20 protein-coding genes and 3 pseudogenes are annotated in these 20,257 nt (G+C 53.5%); 6 read left to right on the forward strand and 17 right to left on the reverse strand.

Annotated features, from left to right (window positions below; translation table 11 throughout):
- Window positions 1-116: 116 nt before the first annotated feature.
- Window positions 117-968, reverse strand: a complete 852-nt coding sequence (gene pdxK / locus BHE85_RS22900; RefSeq protein ID WP_000096660.1) for a pyridoxine/pyridoxal/pyridoxamine kinase — start codon at window positions 966-968, stop codon at window positions 117-119.
- A gap of 104 nt (window positions 969-1,072) precedes the next feature.
- Between pdxK and BHE85_RS22905 the strand changes: the two genes are divergently transcribed.
- Window positions 1,073-1,441 (forward strand): YfeK family protein, encoded by a 369-nt coding sequence (locus BHE85_RS22905; RefSeq protein WP_000719952.1) that lies wholly within the window; start codon window positions 1,073-1,075, stop codon window positions 1,439-1,441.
- Between the two features lie 2 nt (window positions 1,442-1,443).
- On the opposite strand, the gene cysM is transcribed toward BHE85_RS22905, so the two are convergent.
- The 7 genes from cysM to murR all read right to left on the reverse strand — a co-directional run bounded on the left by cysM (window position 1,444) and on the right by murR (window position 8,381).
- Window positions 1,444-2,355, reverse strand: coding sequence for a cysteine synthase B (gene cysM, locus BHE85_RS22910; protein WP_001295461.1), 912 nt, complete (start codon window positions 2,353-2,355; stop codon window positions 1,444-1,446).
- Window positions 2,356-2,488: 133 nt separating this feature from the next.
- Window positions 2,489-3,586, reverse strand: a complete 1,098-nt coding sequence (gene cysA, locus BHE85_RS22915) for a sulfate/thiosulfate ABC transporter ATP-binding protein CysA (RefSeq protein WP_000021036.1) — start codon at window positions 3,584-3,586, stop codon at window positions 2,489-2,491.
- The gene (gene cysW, locus BHE85_RS22920) at window positions 3,576-4,451 is read right to left on the reverse strand and encodes a sulfate/thiosulfate ABC transporter permease CysW (protein ID WP_000852686.1); all 876 of its coding nucleotides are present in this window, start codon (window positions 4,449-4,451) and stop codon (window positions 3,576-3,578) included. Before cysW ends, cysA begins: the two co-directional genes overlap by 11 nt.
- A complete protein-coding gene (cysT, locus tag BHE85_RS22925) occupies window positions 4,451-5,284 on the reverse strand; it encodes a sulfate/thiosulfate ABC transporter permease CysT (RefSeq protein ID WP_000458406.1) in 834 nt (277 codons plus the stop codon). The genes cysW and cysT overlap by 1 nt, the downstream gene beginning before the upstream one ends.
- Window positions 5,284-6,300 (reverse strand): thiosulfate/sulfate ABC transporter substrate-binding protein CysP, encoded by a 1,017-nt coding sequence (cysP, locus tag BHE85_RS22930; RefSeq protein ID WP_000290244.1) that lies wholly within the window; start codon window positions 6,298-6,300, stop codon window positions 5,284-5,286. The genes cysT and cysP overlap by 1 nt, the downstream gene beginning before the upstream one ends.
- 303 nt (window positions 6,301-6,603) lie before the next feature.
- Complete coding sequence (ucpA, locus tag BHE85_RS22935; protein WP_000517431.1) at window positions 6,604-7,395, reverse strand: SDR family oxidoreductase UcpA; 792 nt, start codon at window positions 7,393-7,395, stop codon at window positions 6,604-6,606.
- A gap of 128 nt (window positions 7,396-7,523) precedes the next feature.
- Window positions 7,524-8,381 carry an HTH-type transcriptional regulator MurR gene (murR, locus tag BHE85_RS22940; RefSeq protein ID WP_000966475.1) on the reverse strand — a complete coding sequence of 286 codons (858 nt, stop codon included), beginning with the start codon at window positions 8,379-8,381 and terminating at the stop codon, window positions 7,524-7,526.
- A gap of 163 nt (window positions 8,382-8,544) precedes the next feature.
- On the opposite strand from murR, the gene murQ reads away from it, so the two are divergent.
- The 3 genes and pseudogenes from murQ (at window position 8,545) to pbp4b (ending at window position 12,178) form a co-directional block, all read left to right on the forward strand.
- Entirely contained in the window at window positions 8,545-9,441 is an 897-nt protein-coding gene (gene murQ / locus BHE85_RS22945; protein ID WP_001175620.1) for an N-acetylmuramic acid 6-phosphate etherase, read from the forward strand.
- A 3-nt stretch (window positions 9,442-9,444) separates the two neighbouring features.
- Window positions 9,445-10,869, forward strand: a complete 1,425-nt coding sequence (gene murP, locus BHE85_RS22950; protein WP_001040502.1) for a PTS N-acetylmuramic acid transporter subunit IIBC — start codon at window positions 9,445-9,447, stop codon at window positions 10,867-10,869.
- A gap of 4 nt (window positions 10,870-10,873) precedes the next feature.
- A pseudogene (gene pbp4b / locus BHE85_RS22955) lies at window positions 10,874-12,178 on the forward strand (penicillin binding protein PBP4B).
- 57 nt (window positions 12,179-12,235) lie between these two features.
- Here pbp4b and yfeX read toward each other — a convergent pair.
- From yfeX to BHE85_RS22975, 4 genes are all read right to left on the reverse strand, one after another.
- Window positions 12,236-13,135 (reverse strand): porphyrinogen peroxidase, encoded by a 900-nt coding sequence (gene yfeX, locus BHE85_RS22960; protein WP_000084590.1) that lies wholly within the window; start codon window positions 13,133-13,135, stop codon window positions 12,236-12,238.
- 95 nt (window positions 13,136-13,230) lie between these two features.
- Window positions 13,231-13,806, reverse strand: coding sequence for an RpoE-regulated lipoprotein (locus BHE85_RS22965; RefSeq protein ID WP_000838942.1), 576 nt, complete (start codon window positions 13,804-13,806; stop codon window positions 13,231-13,233).
- 206 nt (window positions 13,807-14,012) lie between these two features.
- The gene (locus tag BHE85_RS22970) at window positions 14,013-14,462 is read right to left on the reverse strand and encodes a DUF2919 domain-containing protein (protein WP_005043427.1); all 450 of its coding nucleotides are present in this window, start codon (window positions 14,460-14,462) and stop codon (window positions 14,013-14,015) included.
- The gene (locus BHE85_RS22975) at window positions 14,449-14,874 is read right to left on the reverse strand and encodes a GNAT family acetyltransferase (RefSeq protein ID WP_000405998.1); all 426 of its coding nucleotides are present in this window, start codon (window positions 14,872-14,874) and stop codon (window positions 14,449-14,451) included. The genes BHE85_RS22970 and BHE85_RS22975 overlap by 14 nt, the downstream gene beginning before the upstream one ends.
- A 213-nt stretch (window positions 14,875-15,087) precedes the next feature.
- On the opposite strand from BHE85_RS22975, the gene amiA reads away from it, so the two are divergent.
- The gene (gene amiA / locus BHE85_RS22980) at window positions 15,088-15,957 is read left to right on the forward strand and encodes an N-acetylmuramoyl-L-alanine amidase AmiA (protein ID WP_000102891.1); all 870 of its coding nucleotides are present in this window, start codon (window positions 15,088-15,090) and stop codon (window positions 15,955-15,957) included.
- Between the two features lie 3 nt (window positions 15,958-15,960).
- Window positions 15,961-16,860: an oxygen-dependent coproporphyrinogen oxidase gene (gene hemF / locus BHE85_RS22985; RefSeq protein ID WP_000801367.1), complete on the forward strand. Its 900-nt coding sequence runs from the start codon at window positions 15,961-15,963 to the stop codon at window positions 16,858-16,860.
- Here the strand turns inward: hemF and eutR are convergent.
- The 5 genes and pseudogenes from eutR to BHE85_RS23010 all read right to left on the reverse strand — a co-directional run.
- A pseudogene (eutR, locus tag BHE85_RS22990) lies at window positions 16,794-17,918 on the reverse strand (HTH-type transcriptional regulator EutR). The gene hemF and the pseudogene eutR sit on opposite strands and share 67 nt — an antisense overlap.
- Window positions 17,919-17,963: 45 nt before the next feature.
- Window positions 17,964-18,464 (reverse strand): ethanolamine utilization microcompartment protein EutK, encoded by a 501-nt coding sequence (eutK, locus tag BHE85_RS22995; protein ID WP_004985416.1) that lies wholly within the window; start codon window positions 18,462-18,464, stop codon window positions 17,964-17,966.
- 12 nt (window positions 18,465-18,476) lie between these two features.
- On the reverse strand, window positions 18,477-19,136 hold the full coding sequence (eutL, locus tag BHE85_RS23000; RefSeq protein ID WP_001111038.1) for an ethanolamine utilization microcompartment protein EutL: 660 nt from the start codon (window positions 19,134-19,136) through the stop codon (window positions 18,477-18,479).
- 9 nt (window positions 19,137-19,145) lie between these two features.
- Window positions 19,146-19,987 (reverse strand): annotated as a pseudogene (gene eutC / locus BHE85_RS23005) (ethanolamine ammonia-lyase subunit beta).
- A 9-nt stretch (window positions 19,988-19,996) separates the two neighbouring features.
- Window positions 19,997-20,257, reverse strand: a 261-nt coding sequence (locus BHE85_RS23010; protein ID WP_000317683.1) for an IS1 family transposase, incomplete at its 5' end; no start/stop codon positions are given.

The following is a 20,257-nucleotide window of genomic DNA, read 5'->3' on the forward strand; positions in this document are numbered from 1 at the left end:
GTCCAATGTGCATAAAAAAATCCGGAAACAAGTGAGCGTTTCCGGATTCTTACACAGCCACTGGATCGGTCAACTGATCCTTAACTGATCGGCATTACGCCCATCGGCGCCATTTTTTATGCTTCCGCCAGCGGCGGCAAAATCAATTCATCGCTCTCATGCTGCTGGGTGTAGCGCATCACTTCCAGTACGCGCAACCCCGCACGGTGCACCGCATCGTTTAACGCCTTCCCTTTCAGCAAACCACTGATAAGCTGAGCACAAAACAGGTCGCCAGTCCCTTTCAGGTCGGTTTTTACCCGTGAATGGGAAATGACATTCACGCTGTCGGCACTGACCACCACCACCTGCATCTCCTGATTTTCTTCATTACCGGAGGCGCTGGTAATCACCACCCATTTTAATGTGTCTGAAAGCAGACTTTTTGCGGCAGCAATGGCACTGTCGAGATCGCGGCAATTTTTACCGGTCAGGATTTCCAGCTCAAAGATATTGGGGGTAATTCCCTGCGCCAGCGGCAGTAAATATTGTCGATACGCCTCGGGAAGGTCAGGTTTGACATAAATTCCGCTATCAATATCGCCAATCACCGGATCGACCATGATCAATAGGTCAGGATGGTCTTTGCGTAGCGCAGTCAGCCACTCGGCAAGGATTTTGATTTGCGATGCCGTTCCCATATAGCCCGTGGTTACAGCGCGCAGCTGGCGCAGCGCATCACGCTCCTGAAGCGCACGCAAATAACCGCTAAACCATTCATCCGGAATCGCACCACCGTAGAAAGTGTCATAATGCGGCGTATTGCTCAGCAATACCGTCGGCACGGCAAAAACATTCAGACCGTTCTGTTTGATAGCAGGCACGGCAATGCTGTTGCCCACGCTGCCGTAAACCACCTGCGACTGCACGGCGACGATATCCGCCTGCAGCGCCCTGCTCTTATCGTTAAACAACAACAAACTACTCATTTAATTTTTTCTCCTTGCCGATGATCCTCATCGTATTCCAACCGAAACTTTACCTGATTCTGGCAGTCAAATCGGCTATTACAAAACAAGGATAAGGTAATTCAATGAAGAAAATCATTTGTCTGGTCATTACACTACTAATGACACTCCCCGCTTACGCGAAGTTAACTGCCCATGAAGAAGCCCGCATCAACGCCATGCTGGAGGGATTATCACAGAAAAAGGATTTGATATTTGTGCGCAACGGTGATGAACATACCTGCGATGAAGCGGTTTCTCATCTGCGTCTGAAGCTCGGCAATACCCGTAACCGCATTGACACTGCCGAGCAGTTTATTGATAAGGTTGCTTCGTCGTCATCGATTACCGGGAAGCCGTATATTGTGAAGATCCCCGGTAAGAGCGATGAGAACGCACAGCCTTTTTTACATGCGCTAATTGCGCAGACGGATAAAACGGTGCCTGCGCAATAATCTTAAATCCCCGCCCCCTGGCTAAAATGCTCTTCCCCAAACACTCCGGTGGAGAGGTAGCGATCGCCACGATCGCAGATGATCGCTACCACCACCGCACCAGGGTTAGCTTTTGCCACCCGCAGTGCTCCAGCAACCGCGCCGCCTGAGCTGACGCCACAGAATATTCCTTCCCGCACCGCCAGTTCGCGCATGGTGTTTTCCGCATCGCGCTGATGAATATCCAGCACCTCATCCACCAGAGAAGCGTTGAAAATCCCCGGCAGATATTCCGCAGGCCAGCGGCGAATGCCGGGAATACTGCTGCCTTCTTCCGGCTGCAGGCCGACAATGGTCACCGGTTTGGATTGTTCGCGCATAAAGCGTGAAACGCCGGTGATAGTGCCGGTTGTTCCCATGCTGGAGACAAAATGGGTAATGCGCCCGCCGGTTTGCTGCCAGATTTCCGGCCCGGTAGTGGTGTAATGGGCGTAAGGGTTATCGGGATTATTGAACTGATCGAGCAGCTTTCCTTCGCCACGATTCGCCATCTCCAGCGCCAGATCGCGCGCACCTTCCATGCCCTGCTCTTTGGTGACAAGAATCAGTTCCGCACCATAAGCACGCATCGCCGCACGGCGTTCCTGGCTCATGTTGTCGGGCATCAGCAATTTCATGCGATAGCCTTTAAGCGCGGCAATCATTGCCAGCGCAATGCCGGTGTTACCACTGGTGGCTTCGATTAACACATCACCCGGTTTAATTTCCCCGCGCTTTTCCGCCTCGACGATCATCGAAAGTGCCGCACGATCTTTCACCGAACCTGCCGGGTTATTGCCTTCCAGTTTCAACCAGACTTCACTGCCGTTATTCGGCCCCATTCGCTGCAACTTTACCAGAGGCGTATTGCCTATTGTTTGTTCTAATGTACTCACGATCTCTATCCATACGTGGTGTTGCCTGATGCGACGCTTGCGCGTCTTATCAGGTCTACAGGTTACAAACCTTGCCATTAAAAAGCCCGGATCGCGGGAAGCGCCTCCGGGCGTTTAACATTCACTCAACCTATCAGGCGCTTTGTGCGAGAGCAAGTTCCTCATCTCGGGTTTCGATACGCTCGTCGCCGTTATACAGCCGCGCATGTTGCAGACCAACGAATAAACGCTCGCCACGCTGCGGGGCATCGTCGCCATGCATCACGACCGTCAGCGGTTCGTTGTACCACCCCAGCGGCTGCACCACTAATTGGGTGTAGTGACCTTTCGGGCTGGCTTCCAGTACCTGTACCGGCAGCGGCGAATCGAGACTGGTACGGCGGCTGATATCCACTTCCCACGGGCGCAGGAAGAGATCCACCGGCCCCTGATACGCAGGCGTATACCCCAGCGGCCAGCGATGTGCGCCAACATGGAACTGCCCGCCGCGAATGGTTCCCTGCAGGCGGTTCACTTCGCCCATAAATTCGAGCACAAATCGGGTCGCTGGTTCGCGCCATACCTGGTCCGGCGCATCAGCCTGCTCGATATTGCCCTGGCTCATCACCACTACACGATCAGCTACTTCGGTCGCTTCTTCCTGGTCGTGGGTCACGAACACGCTGGTGAATTTCAGCTCTTCATGCAGTTGACGCAGCCAGCGACGCAGCTCTTTACGCACCTGCGCATCCAGCGCGCCAAACGGTTCATCAAGCAGGAGAATTTGCGGTTCAACAGCCAGCGCGCGCGCCAGCGCCACGCGCTGTTTCTGGCCGCCGGAAAGCTGTGCCGGATAACGATCCGCCAGATGCGCAAGCTGGACCATCTCCAGCAATTTTGTCACTTTCGCTTTGATGGCTGCGGCATTCGGGCGCTCGCGACGTGGCAGCACCGTCAGGCCAAAAGCGATATTGTCGAACACCGTCATATGACGGAACAGCGCGTAATGCTGGAACACGAAACCGACTTTACGATCGCGTGCGTGCAGGCGGCTCACGTCGGTACCGTGGAAGCGAATATGCCCGCTGGTTTGATGCTCCAGCCCGGCAATAATGCGCAGCAGCGTGGTTTTTCCGGAACCGGACGGCCCCAGCAGCGCGACCATCTGACCAGAAGGAATATCCAGTGAGATATCGTTCAGCACCTGGGTGCGACCAAACGACTTCTTAATATTGGCAATCTCAATGCTCATGATGCTCCTCCTGCTGCGCGCGTTTTTCCTGATTCTCCAGACGCCACTGCAACATACTCTTTAAAAACAGGGTGATAATCGCCATCAGCGTCAACAGCGCGGCGGCGGTAAAGGAGCCGACGGTGTTGTAGTCCTGCTCCAGCAATTCAATCTGTAACGGCAGCGAAAGTGTTTCGCCGCGAATCGAGCCGGAAACCACCGACACCGCACCAAACTCGCCAATCGCGCGGGCGTTGGTTAGCACCACACCATACAGCAGCGCCCAGCGAATGTTCGGCAATGTGACGCGACGGAACATCTGCCAGCCAGACGCGCCAAGCAAAATCGCCGCTTCGTCTTCCTGGCTGCCCTGGCTTAACATCACCGGCACCAGCTCGCGCACCACAAAAGGACAGGTCACAAAGATGGTGACCAGCACCATTCCCGGCCAGGAGAACATAATCTGCAAATTATGTTCATCCAGCCAGCCGCCCAGCGGACCGTTAGAGCCGTAGAACAGCAGATACACCAGACCGGCAACTACCGGCGATACGGCAAACGGAATGTCCAGTAGCGTCAGCAGTAACTGGCGTCCGGGGAAGTTAAAGCGCGTTACCAGCCACGCCAGCAGAATGCCGAACACCAGGTTCACCGGTACGGCAATCAGCGCAATCATCACCGTCAGCCAAATGGCGTGCAGCATGTCCGGATCGGCCAGATTCTGTAAAACCGGCATCAGCCCTTTGCTGAACGCCTGTACGAAGATATAAATCATCGGCACCAGCAGGATGAACGCCGATACCAGCATCCCGATGCCAATCAGAAACCATTTGCCCCAGTTAATCGGGCGCGCGTCATAACGCTTCAATTGGGTAACTTCCGCCATTAATGACCTACCACACGCCGACCAAAGCGACTTTGCAGAGTGTTAATTGAGAACAGCAGCAGCAGGGATGCCGCGAGGATCACCGAAGCAATCGCGCTCGCCGCCGGGTAATCAAACTCCTGCAAGCGCACAAAAATCATCAGCGACGTCACTTCCGTCTTCCAAGCGATGTTCCCGGCGATAAATATCACCGCGCCAAACTCACCAAGACTACGGGTAAACGACAACGCCACGCCCGCCACCAGCGCTGGAGAAAGTTCCGGCAGCACCACTTTGCAGAAACTCTGCCAGCGCGTTGCACCAAGCGTTTCCGCCGCTTCTTCATATTCTGGGCCTAACTCTTCCAGCACCGGCTGCACGGTACGCACCACAAACGGAATGCTGGTAAAGGCCATCGCCACCGCAATACCAAGCCAGGTATAGGTGACTTTGATATCAAACTTCGCCAGCCATTCACCGTAAAAACCGTTTACGGAAAAGAGCGAGGCCAGCGTTAAACCGGCGACTGCCGTTGGCAGCGCAAAGGGTAAATCCATCAGCGCATCAAGCAGCGTGCGGCCCGGAAAGCGATAACGTGTTAAAATCCACGCCATCAGCAGACCGAAAACGCCGTTAAAAATCGATGCCACAAACGCCGACAGCAGCGTCACTTTGTAGGCCGCGACCACTTGTGGGTTGGTGATCACCTCCCAGTACTGCGCCCAGCTCATCTGAGCCAGCTGCATCACCAGCGCGGAGAGCGGCAGCAGCAAAATCAGGCACACAAACAGCAGACTGGTGCCGAGGCTTAAGGTAAAGCCCGGCAGCACGCGTCTTGATGAAACTGCAAACATCAGTTACGCCCCGCCGCTAACAGCTTGTCTAACTCGCCGCCGCTGGTGAAGTGGGTTTTCATCACTTCCGGCCAGGAGCCAAATTTGTCTTCCACGCGGAACAGCTCGGTCTGCGGGAATTTATCTTTCAGTTTGTCCATGACTTCCGGGTTATTTACGCGGTAGTAATAGTCGGTGATGATGGTCTGCGCCTGCGGGCTGTAGAGCCAGTTCAGGTAGGCTTTTGCTGCTTTTTCCGTACCGTTGGCCTGCACGTTTTTATCGACCCACGCCACCGGGAATTCCGCCAGAATGTTGGTTTTCGGAATCACCACTTCAAAGCCTTGCGCTTCATACTGTTTACGGATGTTGTTCACTTCCGACTCGAAGCTGATCAGTACATCGCCCAGGCCGCGCTCGGCAAAAGTGGTGGTCGCGCCACGACCGCCAGTATCGAACACTTCAACGTTTTTCAGGAACTGGGTCATAAACTGTTCGGTTTTGGCTTTGTCGCCACCGTCAGCTTTATCCGCTGCGCCCCATGCCGCCAGATAGGTATAACGCGCGTTACCCGACGTTTTCGGGTTCGGGAAAATCAGCTTCACGTCGGAGCGCACCAGGTCGTTCCAGTCGTGGATATTCTTCGGGTTGCCCTTACGCACCAGGAAGCCCATGGTGGAGTAGAACGGCGAGCTATTATTCGGCAGGCGCGACTGCCAGTCAGCCGGGATCAGCTTGCCTTTGTCGTGCAGAATTTGTACGTCGGTCACCTGGTTATAAGTGACAACGTCGGTTTTTAAGCCCTGCAAAATTGCCAGCGCCTGTTTTGATGACCCGGCATGAGATTGTTTTATCGTCAGTTTGTCGCCGCCGTTATCTTTTGCCCATTGCTGTTCAAACGGCGGATTCAGGGCGGCAAACAGCTCGCGGGAGACGTCATAAGAACTGTTCAGCAGTTCCGTTGCCTGTACATGGCCCGCCAGCAGCAGAGAAGCGACCAGCGCGAGTGAGTTCTTTTTCAGTAAGTTAACGGCCATTGCGCACCCTTATAAATTTAATGACTTTCTAATAGCCATCATATTTATAACGGACGTGAAAGGAGTAACGGTTTTATATACCGTTTGGTGATTTGGAAGTTAAAAAGGGAATAAGAACTTGGTTCAACAGGCGTAATTGTTGCAGGCAGTTTGGACACGGACAGCGCGGAGAAACCGGAGCGTACACATAGTACGTGAGTATTTCGAGCACTGCCCGGGGCCAAAATGACAAATAAAATAGCCTGGTGAACTTAGTTCAAGACGAAATCCTCCCCACACATGCAGGGAGGAAACAGAGGTGAATCAGATACCGACGCTAACCGTCTCCGGCAGTGTGCTGCCGCCATCAATCACATTCTGTGTACCGGTTAAATAGCTGGATTCATCCGATGCGAGGAAGGCCGCCAGTTCGCCGACTTCCAGCGGATCGGCGAGGCGACGCATCGGGATTGCTTTCGCCATTTCAGTCAGCACCGACTCTGGATCTTCCGGGTTCGACTGGCGGGCAATGCTTTCCGCCATTGGTGTGCGCACGTATCCCGGGCAAATGGCGTTAACGCGAATACCAGACTGCGCGTACTCCACCGCCAGCGATTTTGTCAGGCCAACAATCGCCGCTTTCGTTAAGGCGTACGCCGTTTCGCCAGGATCGGCCACCATATCACCAGTGACTGAAGACATCATCACAATGCGACCATCTTTGCGCGCAATCATCTCCGGCAGCACCGCCTTCGTGACGTTCCATACGCCTTTAATATTGATATCAATATGGAAATCGCGATCGTCATCGCTCATATCGAGGAAACTGCCCAGACGACAAACGCCTGCGTTATTCACCAGGATATCAATGCGCCCTTCTTTTTCCTTCGCGCGTTTGATAGCTGCGGCTACCGACGCCGGGTCACGCACATCGGCGACAACCGCCGTACAGCGATGACCACGACCACACAGTTCGTCCGCCAGCTTTTCGATCTCAGGGGAGATATCCAGCAAGATTAGGTTCGCGCCATGACGTGCAAAAGTTCTGGCAATTCCTTCGCCAATTCCCTGCAATGCGCCCGTAATCAGTGCTGTCTTGCCCGTGAGTTTACCCATTTTAATGCTCTCCTTGTTAATACAGAGCGTTACACTCCATTCCCTCTGAAAATACAGGATAAACAAAATATTGCTGCGGATCAGCTCACTAATTCAGGAAAATCTCAATCCAGTCGCTGCTTTATGCATCATTTCAGGCGTTGTGTTAGCTCACTGCTGCGCTGAATCATTTTCAATGACGCCACATCATTGAGTTGCACAAGACCAACAAACAGTAAATCGGTAACAGAATTTTGCGCCGTGCGGGTAGACATCGACGAGCTACGCCATTCGGTTTCACCGGAAACGGTATCGAGCGTGAAATGCGCCAGCCGCCGCAGCGGAGAGTCAGCCAGAGAAGTAATGGCAATCACCGTTGCCCCCTGCTTTCGTGCCGCTTCTACGCACAAGACAATCTCTTTTTTACTACCGCTGTAAGAGATAGCGATTTGTACATCGCCTTTTTTCAACGCCTGGGAAACGGTGGCTTGTACGTGCGTGTCGGCTTCGCAGGCCACGCGATAGCCAATTTTCATCAGTTTGAACGACAGATCGCGCCCCACCAGCGCCGATCCGCCCAGGCCCGTTATCTGGATAAACGGTGCTTTACTGATGACCTCAATGATTTTTTGCAGCCGCGCGTAGTCGAACAACGCACAGGTTTGCTCCAGCGCCAGCTCTTTTTCGCGATTCAATTTGCGGGCAATCACTTCCAGCGAATCATCACTGGTAATCGAACTGTGCAGGTGCAGCGCCGTGGTATTCGTTTTCTCCCGGCTAGCACTGTATTCGCCTATTAACGCCATACGCAATTCAGTAAATCCTTGCGCGCCGAGTTTTTGGGCAAATTTCACTATGCTCGACTGGCTAATGCCGAGCTGTTTCGCCATCTGCCGTGAAGAAACGGATTGCAGCTCACTCACGTTGGCCTGCAGAAAGTCAGCGATTTTTTGCTCGTTTTCGGTGAATTCACTCCCCGCATTGCTTATTTTCGTCAGGTACAACATCTTCCACTCTCCTGGGCTGGCAGCATAAATTCCGCTTAAGTTCTTATGACGCTCTTCACACTCTGCGAGTGTAGACTCAATGATTCCTTTAAGTCTGTCAATTCAGGATATATGATTCCATACATCTGCAATTATTTGATCGTAAATAGTAAGGTCACCACCGATGCAACTTGAAAAGATGATTACTGAAGGCTCGAACGCCGCCTCGGCTGAAATTGACCGCGTATCAACGCTGGAAATGTGCCGGATTATCAACGATGAAGATAAAACCGTACCGCTTGCCGTTGAGCGCGTACTGCCGGATATCGCCGCGGCGATCGATGTTATCCACGCCCAGGTAAGCGGCGGCGGGCGTCTGATTTACCTCGGTGCGGGAACATCCGGTCGTCTGGGGATTCTGGATGCCAGCGAATGTCCGCCCACCTACGGCGTGAAACCGGGTCTGGTGGTTGGTTTGATTGCTGGCGGCGAATATGCCATTCAGCACGCGGTGGAAGGCGCGGAAGATAGCCGGGAAGGCGGTGTTAATGATCTGAAAAATATTAATTTAACGGCACAGGATGTGGTGGTTGGCATTGCTGCCAGCGGTCGCACGCCGTATGTGATTGCCGGACTGGAATACGCACGCCAGCTCGGCTGCCGCACAGTGGGAATTTCCTGTAATCCGGGGAGCGCCGTTTCAACCACCGCTGAGTTTGCCATTACACCGATTGTAGGTGCCGAAGTTGTTACCGGTTCTTCGCGGATGAAAGCAGGTACAGCGCAGAAACTGGTGCTCAATATGCTTTCCACCGGGCTGATGATTAAATCCGGCAAAGTGTTCGGCAACCTTATGGTCGATGTGGTCGCCACCAACGAAAAACTGCATGTGCGCCAGGTCAATATCGTTAAAAACGCCACCGGATGTAATGCCGAACAAGCGGAAGCGGCGTTAATTGCCTGCGAGCGCAACTGTAAAACGGCCATTGTGATGGTGCTGAAAAATCTCGATGCCGCAGAAGCTAAAAAACGCCTGGATCAACACGGCGGCTTTATTCGTCAGGTTTTAGACAAGGAATAACCCATGGCCAAAGAGATCAGCAGTGAACTTCTGAACACCATTCTTACCCGTGTCGGCGGACCGGGAAATATCGCCAGTTGTGGTAACTGTATGACGCGCCTGCGTCTGGGTGTACATGACAGTTCACTGGTTGATCCCAATATCAAAACGCTGGAAGGCGTGAAGAGCGTCATTTTGACCAGCGACCAGGTGCAGGTCGTTTTTGGACCTGGTAAAGCGCATCGTGCCGCAAAAGCGATGAGCGAGCTGCTGGGCGAGGCACCGGTACAGGATGCCGCAGAAATCGCCGCCCAGAACAAACGTCAGTTAAAAGCCAAACAAACCTCCGGCGTGCAACAATTTCTCGCCAAATTCGCCACCATCTTCACGCCGCTGATCCCCGGTTTTATTGCCGCCGGTCTGCTGCTGGGGATAGCGACGTTAATTGCCACGGTGATGCACGTTCCGGCAGATGCTCAGGGCACGCTACCCGACGCGCTGAATTTTATGAAGGTGTTCAGCAAAGGTTTGTTCACCTTCCTGGTGATTCTGGTGGGCTATAACGCCGCCCAGGCATTTGGCGGCACGGGCGTCAATGGCGCAATTATTGCCGCACTCTTTTTGCTCGGTTATAACCCCGCTGCAACCACCGGTTACTACGCCGGTTTTCACGATTTCTTTGGTCTGCCCATCGATCCGCGCGGCAATATTATCGGCGTGCTGATTGCCGCGTGGGCCTGCGCCCGCATTGAAGGCATGGTGCGCCGCTTTATGCCGGACGATCTCGACATGCTGCTGACCTCGTTAATCACCCTGCTGATCACCGCTACGCTTGCGTACCTGATCATTATGCCGCTGGGTGGCTGGTTATTCGAAGGTATGTCATGGCTGTTTATGCACCTGAACAGTAATCCGTTCGGTTGTGCGGTTTTAGCCGGGCTGTTCCTGATCGCCGTGGTATTTGGCGTGCATCAGGGCTTTATTCCTGTTTACCTCGCGTTAATGGACAGCCAGGGATTCAACAGCTTATTTCCCATCCTTTCAATGGCAGGCGCGGGCCAGGTGGGCGCGGCGCTGGCACTCTACTGGCGGTCGCAACCGCACAGTGCGCTACGCAGTCAGGTACGCGGGGCGATTATTCCCGGCCTGCTGGGCGTTGGTGAACCGCTGATTTACGGTGTCACCCTGCCCCGCATGAAGCCGTTTGTCACCGCCTGTTTAGGCGGTGCGGCGGGCGGTTTGTTTATCGGCCTGATAGCCTGGTGGGGTCTGCCGATGGGCTTAAACAGCGCCTTTGGGCCGTCTGGTCTGGTAGCGCTGCCGCTGATGACTTCCGCACAAGGCATCCTTCCGGCCATGGCGGTTTATGCTGGCGGGATTCTGGTGGCATGGGTTTGCGGGTTTATTTTCACCACGCTCTTTGGCTGCCGTAACGTCAATCTGGACTGATATCATGAAACGGACAATGCTCTATCTTTCTCTGCTGGCTGTTAGTTGTAGCGTCAGCGCCGCAAAATACCCTGTTCTGACAGAAAGCTCGCCAGAGAAAGCAGGGTTTAACGTCAAACGGCTTAACCAGATGGATCGCTGGATTAGCCAGCAAGTTGATGCCGGTTATCCCGGCGTAAACCTGCTGATCATTAAAGATAATCAGATTGTGTATCGCAAAGCCTGGGGAGCGGCGAAAAAGTACGATGGCAGCGTGTTGATGGAACAGCCTGTCAAAGCCACCACCGGGACGCTGTATGACCTGGCCTCAAACACCAAAATGTACGCCACGAACTTCGCCCTGCAAAAGCTGATGAGCGAAGGCAAACTGCATCCTGACGATCGGATTGCGAAATATATTCCGGGGTTTGCCGATAGTCCAAATGACACCATTAAAGGCAAAAACACCCTGCGGATTTCTGACCTGCTGCATCACAGCGGCGGTTTCCCGGCAGATCCGCAATACCCGAATAAAGCGGTCGCGGGCGCGTTATATTCCTAGGATAAAGGCCAGACGCTGGAGATGATCAAGCGCACGCCGCTGGAATATCAGCCCGGCAGCAAACATATCTACAGCGATGTCGATTATATGCTGCTTGGATTTATCGTCGAGTCGGTTACCGGTCAGCCGCTTGACCGCTATGTTGAAGAGTCGATTTATCGCCCGCTCGGCCTGACACATACGGTATTTAACCCGCTGCTGAAAGGCTTTAAACCGCAACAAATTGCCGCCACGGAATTGAACGGCAATACCCGCGATGGCGTGATCCATTTCCCGAATATCCGCACCTCCACTCTCTGGGGTCAGGTGCACGATGAAAAAGCCTTTTATTCGATGGGCGGCGTTTCCGGGCACGCAGGTTTGTTTTCCAATACCGGCGATATTGCGGTGTTAATGCAAACGATGCTGAACGGCGGGGGCTATGGCGATGTGCAGCTGTTCAGTGCGGAAACGGTGAAGATGTTCACCACCAGCTCTAAGGAAGATGCCACTTTTGGCCTCGGCTGGCGCGTGAATGGTAATGCCACCATGACGCCGACGTTTGGCACGCTGGCAAGCCCGCAAACCTACGGTCACACTGGCTGGACCGGGACAGTAACCGTTATCGATCCGGTCAATCATATGGCGATTGTGATGTTAAGCAACAAGCCCCATTCGCCAGTTGCCGATCCACAAAAAAATCCCAATATGTTCGAAAGCGGTCAGTTACCGATTGCAACTTATGGTTGGGTAGTTGATCAGGTGTATGCGGCGTTGAAGCAAAAGTAATAAAAAGGCCAGTCAGTTTTGTTACTGGCTGGCCTTTAATCATAGAATCAGAAACGCTTACAGCGCCATCAGCTTGTCCAGCGACGGCGCGAAGTAATAGCCGCCGGTTACCGGTTTGGTGAAGCGCAACATCGCATCACGCTTACCATCGGTATCGCCAAACATGCTCAGCAGTTGCTGCTCAATGTTATGCAGACGCGCGCAGTAGGCGCAGAAGTACAGACCGTGAGTGCCACTGGCGGTGCCGTACGGCAGGCTCTGGCGAACAATCTTCAGCCCTTTGCCATCTTCTTTCAGATCAACGCGGGTGAGGTGAGAGGTTTCCGGACGTTCGTCGCCGTCAATCTCTTCGTTGGCCTCTTTGGTGCGCCCGATCATCATCTCCTGATCGTGAACGCTCATCCGGTTGAGCTGCTTCAGGTTGTGCTCCCAACGCTGCACAAACACATAGCTGCCGCCGGCATCCACGCCGTCTTTGATAACCGCCACTTCGCGGCGCGTCTCTTCACCCGCCGGGTTTTCTGTACCGTCAACAAAGCCGCTCAGGTCACGCTCTTCCACCCAACGGAAGCCGTGGATCTCTTCTTTCACTTCAATGCAGTCACCAAAGGCTTCCATCGCCGCCTGAGCGACAGAGAAGTTTACGTCGTGACGCAGAGAAAGAATGTGGATCAACACATCGAACTGGGTCGTCGGCGCAAGGCCTTTACCGTAGCCCGGAAAATCTTTCAGCTCTTCTGCCCCAACGCCGCCGCTCAGAGCGCGCCAGGTGTTGTTACCAAAGGCAACCACCGCACCAAGATGCGCGTCCGGGAATTTCGCTTCAAAAGTTGCCAGTTTGTCGGCAAATGTTTTACTGGCCGCACGCAGGGCGTCAACTTCCCCTTTCACGTTGGCTTCGATCCAAATCGCCGCGCGGCAATGTTCTGGCAAAATGCCACTCTGAACCTGAGACATTGTTCCTCCTGAAAATAAGAATGCCACGCAATCCGTGGCATTGTTGAGCGCTATTTTACGTGTTTTTTCGCGGCGGCGGTTTGTTCAGACGCAAATTAACGCCGCCAGATAATTTTACTGACTTTCCAGTTTTTCAGGGTATCGTCCGAAGGCATTAACCCTTCAGGACCACGCCATTCCCCTCTGAACTGGTAGCTAATATGTTGACTGCCTTCGGCTTTACATTCGACGGCACGATTATCATCACCATCAGCTTTTTGGCAATTGCCAAATGCTTTGCTGTAAAGGTCGCTAAACGGTGTACCGATTTTAACACCGGTGTCAGCAGGAATATCGCTATCCAGCACGTCAATGCGACTGATCGTGCCTTGATCGCCGTTAATCACCATCGCCACGTTGTCGCCTTTCATCACTTCAAAAAAGCGCACCACGTTGCCGTTCGCGGTTTTCATTCCGCTGCGCAGGCGATAATCGCCATCAAGCGCATCAGCAATGGCTTGTTCTTGCAGTGGTGTGGACGCCGTTAATTCACCCACACCCTGCTCGCTCACTTTGGTGGACGATCCAAACCAGTTCCACGGGTTAGCAGCCGACCAGTTAACTGACGACATCGTGGAACAGCCGGTCAGCATCAACGGCATAGCGCATAACATTAAACGCAGCGATTTCATGTCACTTCCTTTGGTTATTCAATAACGTTGCTTGGAGTGCAAATTCACCAAAAAGTGCCGTTAAAGGTTGATGACAAACACAAAATTGCCTGATGCGCTACGCTTATCAGGCCTACTTTCTCCTGCAATATATTGAATTTTCGATGTTTTGTAGGCCGGATAAGGCGTTCACGCCGCATCCGGCATAAACAAAGCGCACCTCTGCGTTATTCTTTTTCTTCATTAAAACAAGCGCGTAAACGTCGATTGGTCAGCAGCCAGATTAACGCCACAATATCCGCCACTACCAGCGCCAGACCGATACCGCTAACGGATTCACCGTTCAGCCACAGCCACGGTTGCCAGCAAAGTAAAACCACCTGCGCCAACAGCAACAGAAAATAGAGCACATGCCAGGTGCGAGGAAACGAAGCCCGCCGACCGCTCAACAAAAACGCCAGCACCGCCGGAATACCGGGAATCAACCCCAGCCAGAAATTATCGTGATCGGGATAAAACAGATTTAGCAGCGCAGTACCCTGCTCGCGCGACGCACCGGCAATGATAAACAGCACCCAGGTTCGCGCCTGAAGCAATAGCACAAGCCAGAAGAGCAAGGGTAAACGCAGGCGTCCGTGCGCATCATAATGGACAGGATGGAACTCAGTACTCTTCATCTTCAATCAAACGCTTACCCAGACTCAGCATGTCGGCGTGTTCATATCCCAGGCGTTCATACATTCCGAGCACCATGTCGTTATCTTCCGGCACATTGATCTGAATTTTCGGGCAGCCACGAGCAATCAGCTTTTTCTCCAGCCGATTAAGCAACGCATTGGCAATCCCACGCCCACGAAACTCTGGATGCACGCCAAGATAATAAGCAGACCCGCGATGCCCGTCATAACCGCCCATCACCGTTCCGACCACTTCACCGTTCACCTCAGCGACCAAAAACAAACTGACGTCATGGTTCATCTTACGCTCGATGTCCATTTCCGGATCGTTCCACGGACGCAGCAAGTCGCAACGCTCCCAAAGGGTGATGACCTCTTCGAAATCTTCCTGGCGAAATACGCGTATCTCCATGGTATTCGTTACCTTTTTGCGGGTTAAAAGGCTGATTATGGCGTGAACGGTAGAATTAGCCAATATCTGACGAAAATCGGTTGAAAAAGTGGCATAATGGGGAGTTGTCAACTATTGAAATGAAAAGTAAAACAATTCTCAACATCAAACCGTCGTAACGGATTACGCGATACGATATAACATCTGGAACTTTATTATTACAACTCAGGCCGTATGAGCACTTTTAAACCACTAAAAACACTCACTTCGCGCCGCCAGGTGCTGAAAGCCGGTTTGGCTGCCCTGACGTTGTCAGGAATGTCGCAAGCCATCGCCAAAGACGAACCTTTAAAAACCAGCAACGGACACAGCAAGCCGAAAGCCAAAAAATCTGGCGGCAAACGTGTCGTTGTTCTCGATCCAGGCCACGGCGGAATTGATACCGGAGCGATCGGACGCAACGGTTCGAAAGAAAAACATGTGGTGCTGGCGATTGCTAAAAACGTCCGTTCCATTTTGCGTAATCATGGGATTGATGCGCGTTTAACGCGTTCTGGCGATACGTTTATCCCACTTTACGATCGCGTTGAAATCGCCCATAAACATGGCGCAGATCTGTTTATGTCAATTCATGCCGATGGCTTTACCAACCCGAAAGCTGCCGGTGCTTCGGTATTTGCCCTCTCTAACCGTGGGGCAAGTAGCGCAATGGCGAAATACCTGTCTGAACGCGAAAACCGCGCCGATGAAGTTGCCGGTAAAAAGGCGACTGACAAGGATCACCTATTGCAGCAAGTGCTGTTTGATCTGGTGCAAACCGATACTATTAAAAACAGCCTGACGCTTGGCTCGCATATTCTGAAAAAGATTAAGCCGGTGCATAAACTGCACAGCCGCAACACCGAACAAGCCGCGTTTGTGGTGTTGAAATCGCCGTCGGTTCCTTCGGTGCTGGTGGAAACCTCGTTTATCACCAACCCGGAAGAAGAGCGGCTGTTAGGCACGGCGGCGTTTCGTCAGAAAATCGCCACAGCGATTGCTGAAGGCGTGATCAGTTATTTCCACTGGTTCGACAACCAGAAAGCACATTCGAAAAAGCGATAAGTTATGAAACCCGACGCACACCAGGTTAAACAGTTTCTGCTCAACCTTCAGGATACGATTTGTCAGCAGCTGACCGCCGTCGATGGCGCAGAATTTGTCGAAGATAGTTGGCAGCGCGAAGCTGGCGGCGGCGGGCGTAGTCGGGTGTTGCGTAATGGTGGTGTTTTCGAACAGGCAGGCGTCAACTTTTCTCACGTCCACGGCGAGGCGATGCCTGCTTCCGCCACCGCTCATCGCCCGGAACTTGCCGGGCGCAGTTTCGAGGCGATGGGCGTTTCACTGGTAGTGCATCCGCATAACCCGTATGTTCCCACCAGCCACGCGAATGTGCGTTTTTTTATTGCCGAAAAACCGGGTGCAGAGCCCGTCTGGTGGTTTGGCGGCGGCTTCGATTTAACCCCTTTCTATGGTTTTGAAGAAGACGCCATTCACTGGCACCGCACCGCCCGTGACCTGTGCCTGCCATTTGGTGAAGACGTTTATCCCCGTTACAAAAAGTGGTGCGACGATTACTTCTACCTCAAACATCGCAACGAACAGCGCGGTATTGGCGGGCTGTTCTTTGATGATCTGAACACGCCAGATTTCGACCACTGTTTTGCCTTTATGCAGGCGGTAGGCAAAGGCTACACCGACGCTTATTTACCAATTGTAGAGCGACGTAAAGCAATGGCCTACGGCGAGCGCGAGCGCAATTTTCAGCTCTACCGTCGCGGTCGTTATGTCGAGTTCAATCTGGTCTGGGATCGCGGCACTCTGTTTGGCCTGCAAACTGGCGGGCGCACCGAGTCGATCCTGATGTCAATGCCGCCACTGGTACGCTGGGAGTATGATTATCAGCCAAAAGATGGCAGCCCAGAAGCGGCGTTAAGTGAGTTTATTAAGGTCAGGGATTGGGTGTAACTCCCTCCCCCCCATTCCCGCATCCGCTGATGCAACGTCAACGACGGCTTCTCGGCAAACAGCTGCTGGTAATCCGTGACAAATTGCCCCAGATGCCAGAATCCCCACTGCATGGCGGCGTCTTTTACCGTTGTGCTTTGCGACCACGGGCTTATCAGTTCGCGGCGTACGGCGTTCAGGCGAATGCGTTTCAGCCACGCGTTTGGGCCAATGCCTAAAATAGCGTGAAACGCGTTTTGTAGCGTGCGGCGACTGACATGCAGTTGATTACACAAGTCCAGCACCGTCACCGGCTCAGACATATTTTCCAGCACATATTCACGGGCGCGGGAAAGTAATCTACGGTAACTCTGATGACTGATGCTTTCCGCCGTCACCATTGGTTACGCGTCTTCCAGCATCGCCCCCATCGCCATTAGCAAATTATCCCCCAGCACTTTTCGCACTGCAGGCTGATGGAGATTTTCCGGGTTCTCGCAAAACGTCGCCAGCGCCTGTTGGACAAAGCCCCACAGCGCGGCTTTATGCTGCTCTTTCACTTCCAGCGCCGACTGGCTACGCAGCATATGTAATACCCGATCCGGGTTATGCAAAAAGTTAGCCTGCCGGGTGATGACATCTTCAGAAAGCACCACGCCCAGGATCGTGTAATCATCCGGCGTGCTCAGTTCAAATTCAGTGCCACCAGGGCGGGTGGCGATTTCCGCGCTTCCCAGACATTGCGAACCGATAAATCCCTGCTCACCGCGCGTCGCCGGAATGCCAAACCAGAACGAGTTCGGCCAGACCAGGCACGACTGACGCAGCGCCAGACCGGTGTATTCACGAAAAACCTGAATATCATCGAGTAGAATTTCCGTAAATTCACCATGAAACTTGCCCGGATGCAGCTGATCGTAAATCTGCTGCCAGGCGGTAATCGTTAAAGCATGTTCATAGACATCCGTTGTCTGTCGTTGATGAACATTATCCACTTCGACCTTCGGCGTGAGCTTCAGGTTTTCGGGTAAGGGTTCATGATAAAGATGGTGCAAATTGGCTGTACGGGTCTTTTTCATGATGTTAATGCCGGGTGTTGTAGGACACCCAGCACCTCCGACAGGTTAATGGGGCTTGAGACGATAACGACTACTGCGTTTACGTAACGTCCCGGCAGAAAAGAGCTGTTCGAGCGCATTTCTGGCTTTTTCCAGCGGCCAGCCAAAGTGGGCAGCCACTTCTCCTGCCGTCATTCCCTGACGTACTGATGTTAACAGCGCCAACAACTCGTCAGCAGATTCCGCGACGATAACTGGCGCGTCGGGTTCCCTTACGGGTTGCTTCGGCTGGCGGTTAAAGCCAGTAACCAGCCACTGGGTGTCATCGTCTGGCCGACCGATCTCCTTGCGGCTGATGACACGCCCGGTACGCATCGCGGCAGCACAACCTGCGTCCAGCGCCGCACGACCCGCCGCCAGATCGCCTTCCACCACCAGCGTTAAGCGACCAGGGTCAAGCACTTCGTGACTGAGCAGACGAACGTTAGCTGCTTTGAGCATGGCATCCGCTGCATCTATCGCGGCGACCATGCCGTCCACTTCCAGCAATCCCAGTGCATTGATCATCGGCAACCTCCGTTACGCACGCTGGATTGGATTACGCGCGATTTCCAGCACTGCATCGGTAAAGGCGTTACAGGCTGCTTTACACGCGGCCTGGCTACCGGTTAAAAATGCTGCCGAGTAGTTGGTTTCAGACGGTGGCGGGACATAGGTCACCAGCTGTACGTCGGCAGATTTCAACGCTGCATCAATGCCGTAGGTCGCTTCCAGCGGCGGTGCCACCAGATACGCCATCGGATCGCCAAGCGTGATCCCGGCGGTTGATGAGAGATAAGAACCGGTACGCGAAACTACATGTGCCAGGAATGCGGTGTTTTCTGCGTCATTAGCCCACTGGAAAGCAGCGCCATTTTCAATATGCGCAACCATCGCATCCAGACCAGCACGCACTTCCGCCGGGTTTGGCCCACCAAGCATAATCAGCACTTCACCGGCAGTCGGTGACGGTCCGTGTGCTGCTCCCGCATACAGCGAGCGGCCATATACCACTTCGACCATCGCCTGCTTGGTCGCTTCGTCAGCCGCAATGTAGGTGACGTCATCGGAATCAGCAGAAATCAGCCCGAGGCTACGAATATGCGGCGGCAATTTTAGTTCACGCGCAAATTCAGCGTTAACGGAGGCAATCACCCGCATGGCGGTTACCGACGGTCGAATCAAATCTAAAGCTGGCATGATGCCTCCTTATCGGGTCATGTTGATGCCGGATGCTTTCTGCTCCAGCATACGTTTCGCCAAATCCACAATGACGGCTGCGGCTTCAACCGGCGGCGTGCCGCCCTGGTGAATGTTAGAGATGCAGGTGCGATCGGCCTCAACGGTGGTCGCCATACGCGGCGAGTAAACGGCGTAACAGGAGAGGCTTTCTGACTGACCCAACCCCGGACGTTCCCCCACCAGCAGGATCACCACTTTCGCGCCGAGGATCTCACCGATCTGATCTTCAATCTTCACGCGACCATAACGAACAAAGAATGGCGTGCCGACTTTCAGCCCGGCCTGTTTCAGGCCGCCATCAGCGGCGGCAGGATCTCTTCGTAGTTCACGGTGATGGCATCAGTTGACAGGCCATCAGAAATAACGACCTGTACGTCCGGATTAGCAACACACTGTGCTTTCAGCGCTTCAACAGCTTCTGCACACAGGCGGCGGCCCATATCCGGGCGAGTCAGGTAGAGATTTTTGTCGCTAATTTCGGAGCGTACTTCCAGCAAGCCCTGCGCTTTCACCCACTCTTCCGGCACTTCTTTCAGTACGGTATCTTTCGAACGAGAGTGATCGGCCAGGAAACGCAGCAACGCCTGGGTACGCGGACGCGGACCGGCACGACCGGTACAAACGCGGGCCACGGTGCTGCGACGCAGTTCTGTTAATACGTCTGCGCGATGCGGGTTTTCAACACCAATCCACGCTTTTGCTTCCGCAGAACCTAAATCCAGCGCGCAGCTTTCCGAGGTCACCGGTGCCGCACAGGTGGTGGTGGTGCACTTTGCTTCTGACAGCGCGGGGGCCGTTTGTCCGGTAATGACTCCAACTTACTGATAGTGTTTTATGTTCAGATAATGCCCGATGACCTTGTCATGCAGCTCCACCGATTTTGAGAACGACAGTGACTTCCGTCCCAGCCTTGCCAGATGTTGTCTCAGATTCAGATTATGTCGCTCAATGCGCTGAGTGTAACGCTTGCTGATAACGTGCAGCTTTCCCTTCAGGCGTGATTCATACAGCGGCCAGCCATCCGTCATCCATACCACGACCTCAAAGGCCGACAGCAGGCTCAGAAGACGCTCCAGTGT

Origin of the sequence: Shigella sp. FC1567 (assembly GCF_001743015.1) — a bacterium.
In the GTDB taxonomy this organism is placed as follows: domain Bacteria; phylum Pseudomonadota; class Gammaproteobacteria; order Enterobacterales; family Enterobacteriaceae; genus Escherichia; species Escherichia coli.

What these genes read in the sequence shown, in the direction of transcription:
- BHE85_RS22905 (WP_000719952.1), top strand. Translation starts at nt 1,073, where the DNA reads ATGAAGAAAATCATTTGTCTGGTCATTACACTACTAATGACACTCCCC.
- hemF (WP_000801367.1), top strand. Translation starts at nt 15,961, where the DNA reads ATGAAACCCGACGCACACCAGGTTAAACAGTTTCTGCTCAACCTTCAG.
- amiA (WP_000102891.1), top strand. Translation starts at nt 15,088, where the DNA reads ATGAGCACTTTTAAACCACTAAAAACACTCACTTCGCGCCGCCAGGTG.
- BHE85_RS22965 (WP_000838942.1), bottom strand. Translation starts at nt 13,806, where the DNA reads ATGAAATCGCTGCGTTTAATGTTATGCGCTATGCCGTTGATGCTGACC.
- eutK (WP_004985416.1), bottom strand. Translation starts at nt 18,464, where the DNA reads ATGATCAATGCACTGGGATTGCTGGAAGTGGACGGCATGGTCGCCGCG.
- pdxK (WP_000096660.1), bottom strand. Translation starts at nt 968, where the DNA reads ATGAGTAGTTTGTTGTTGTTTAACGATAAGAGCAGGGCGCTGCAGGCG.
- cysW (WP_000852686.1), bottom strand. Translation starts at nt 4,451, where the DNA reads ATGGCGGAAGTTACCCAATTGAAGCGTTATGACGCGCGCCCGATTAAC.
- BHE85_RS22975 (WP_000405998.1), bottom strand. Translation starts at nt 14,874, where the DNA reads ATGGAGATACGCGTATTTCGCCAGGAAGATTTCGAAGAGGTCATCACC.
- murP (WP_001040502.1), top strand. Translation starts at nt 9,445, where the DNA reads ATGGCCAAAGAGATCAGCAGTGAACTTCTGAACACCATTCTTACCCGT.
- yfeX (WP_000084590.1), bottom strand. Translation starts at nt 13,135, where the DNA reads ATGTCTCAGGTTCAGAGTGGCATTTTGCCAGAACATTGCCGCGCGGCG.
- cysP (WP_000290244.1), bottom strand. Translation starts at nt 6,300, where the DNA reads ATGGCCGTTAACTTACTGAAAAAGAACTCACTCGCGCTGGTCGCTTCT.
- eutL (WP_001111038.1), bottom strand. Translation starts at nt 19,136, where the DNA reads ATGCCAGCTTTAGATTTGATTCGACCGTCGGTAACCGCCATGCGGGTG.
- BHE85_RS22970 (WP_005043427.1), bottom strand. Translation starts at nt 14,462, where the DNA reads ATGAAGAGTACTGAGTTCCATCCTGTCCATTATGATGCGCACGGACGC.
- cysT (WP_000458406.1), bottom strand. Translation starts at nt 5,284, where the DNA reads ATGTTTGCAGTTTCATCAAGACGCGTGCTGCCGGGCTTTACCTTAAGC.
- murR (WP_000966475.1), bottom strand. Translation starts at nt 8,381, where the DNA reads ATGTTGTACCTGACGAAAATAAGCAATGCGGGGAGTGAATTCACCGAA.
- murQ (WP_001175620.1), top strand. Translation starts at nt 8,545, where the DNA reads ATGCAACTTGAAAAGATGATTACTGAAGGCTCGAACGCCGCCTCGGCT.
- ucpA (WP_000517431.1), bottom strand. Translation starts at nt 7,395, where the DNA reads ATGGGTAAACTCACGGGCAAGACAGCACTGATTACGGGCGCATTGCAG.
- cysA (WP_000021036.1), bottom strand. Translation starts at nt 3,586, where the DNA reads ATGAGCATTGAGATTGCCAATATTAAGAAGTCGTTTGGTCGCACCCAG.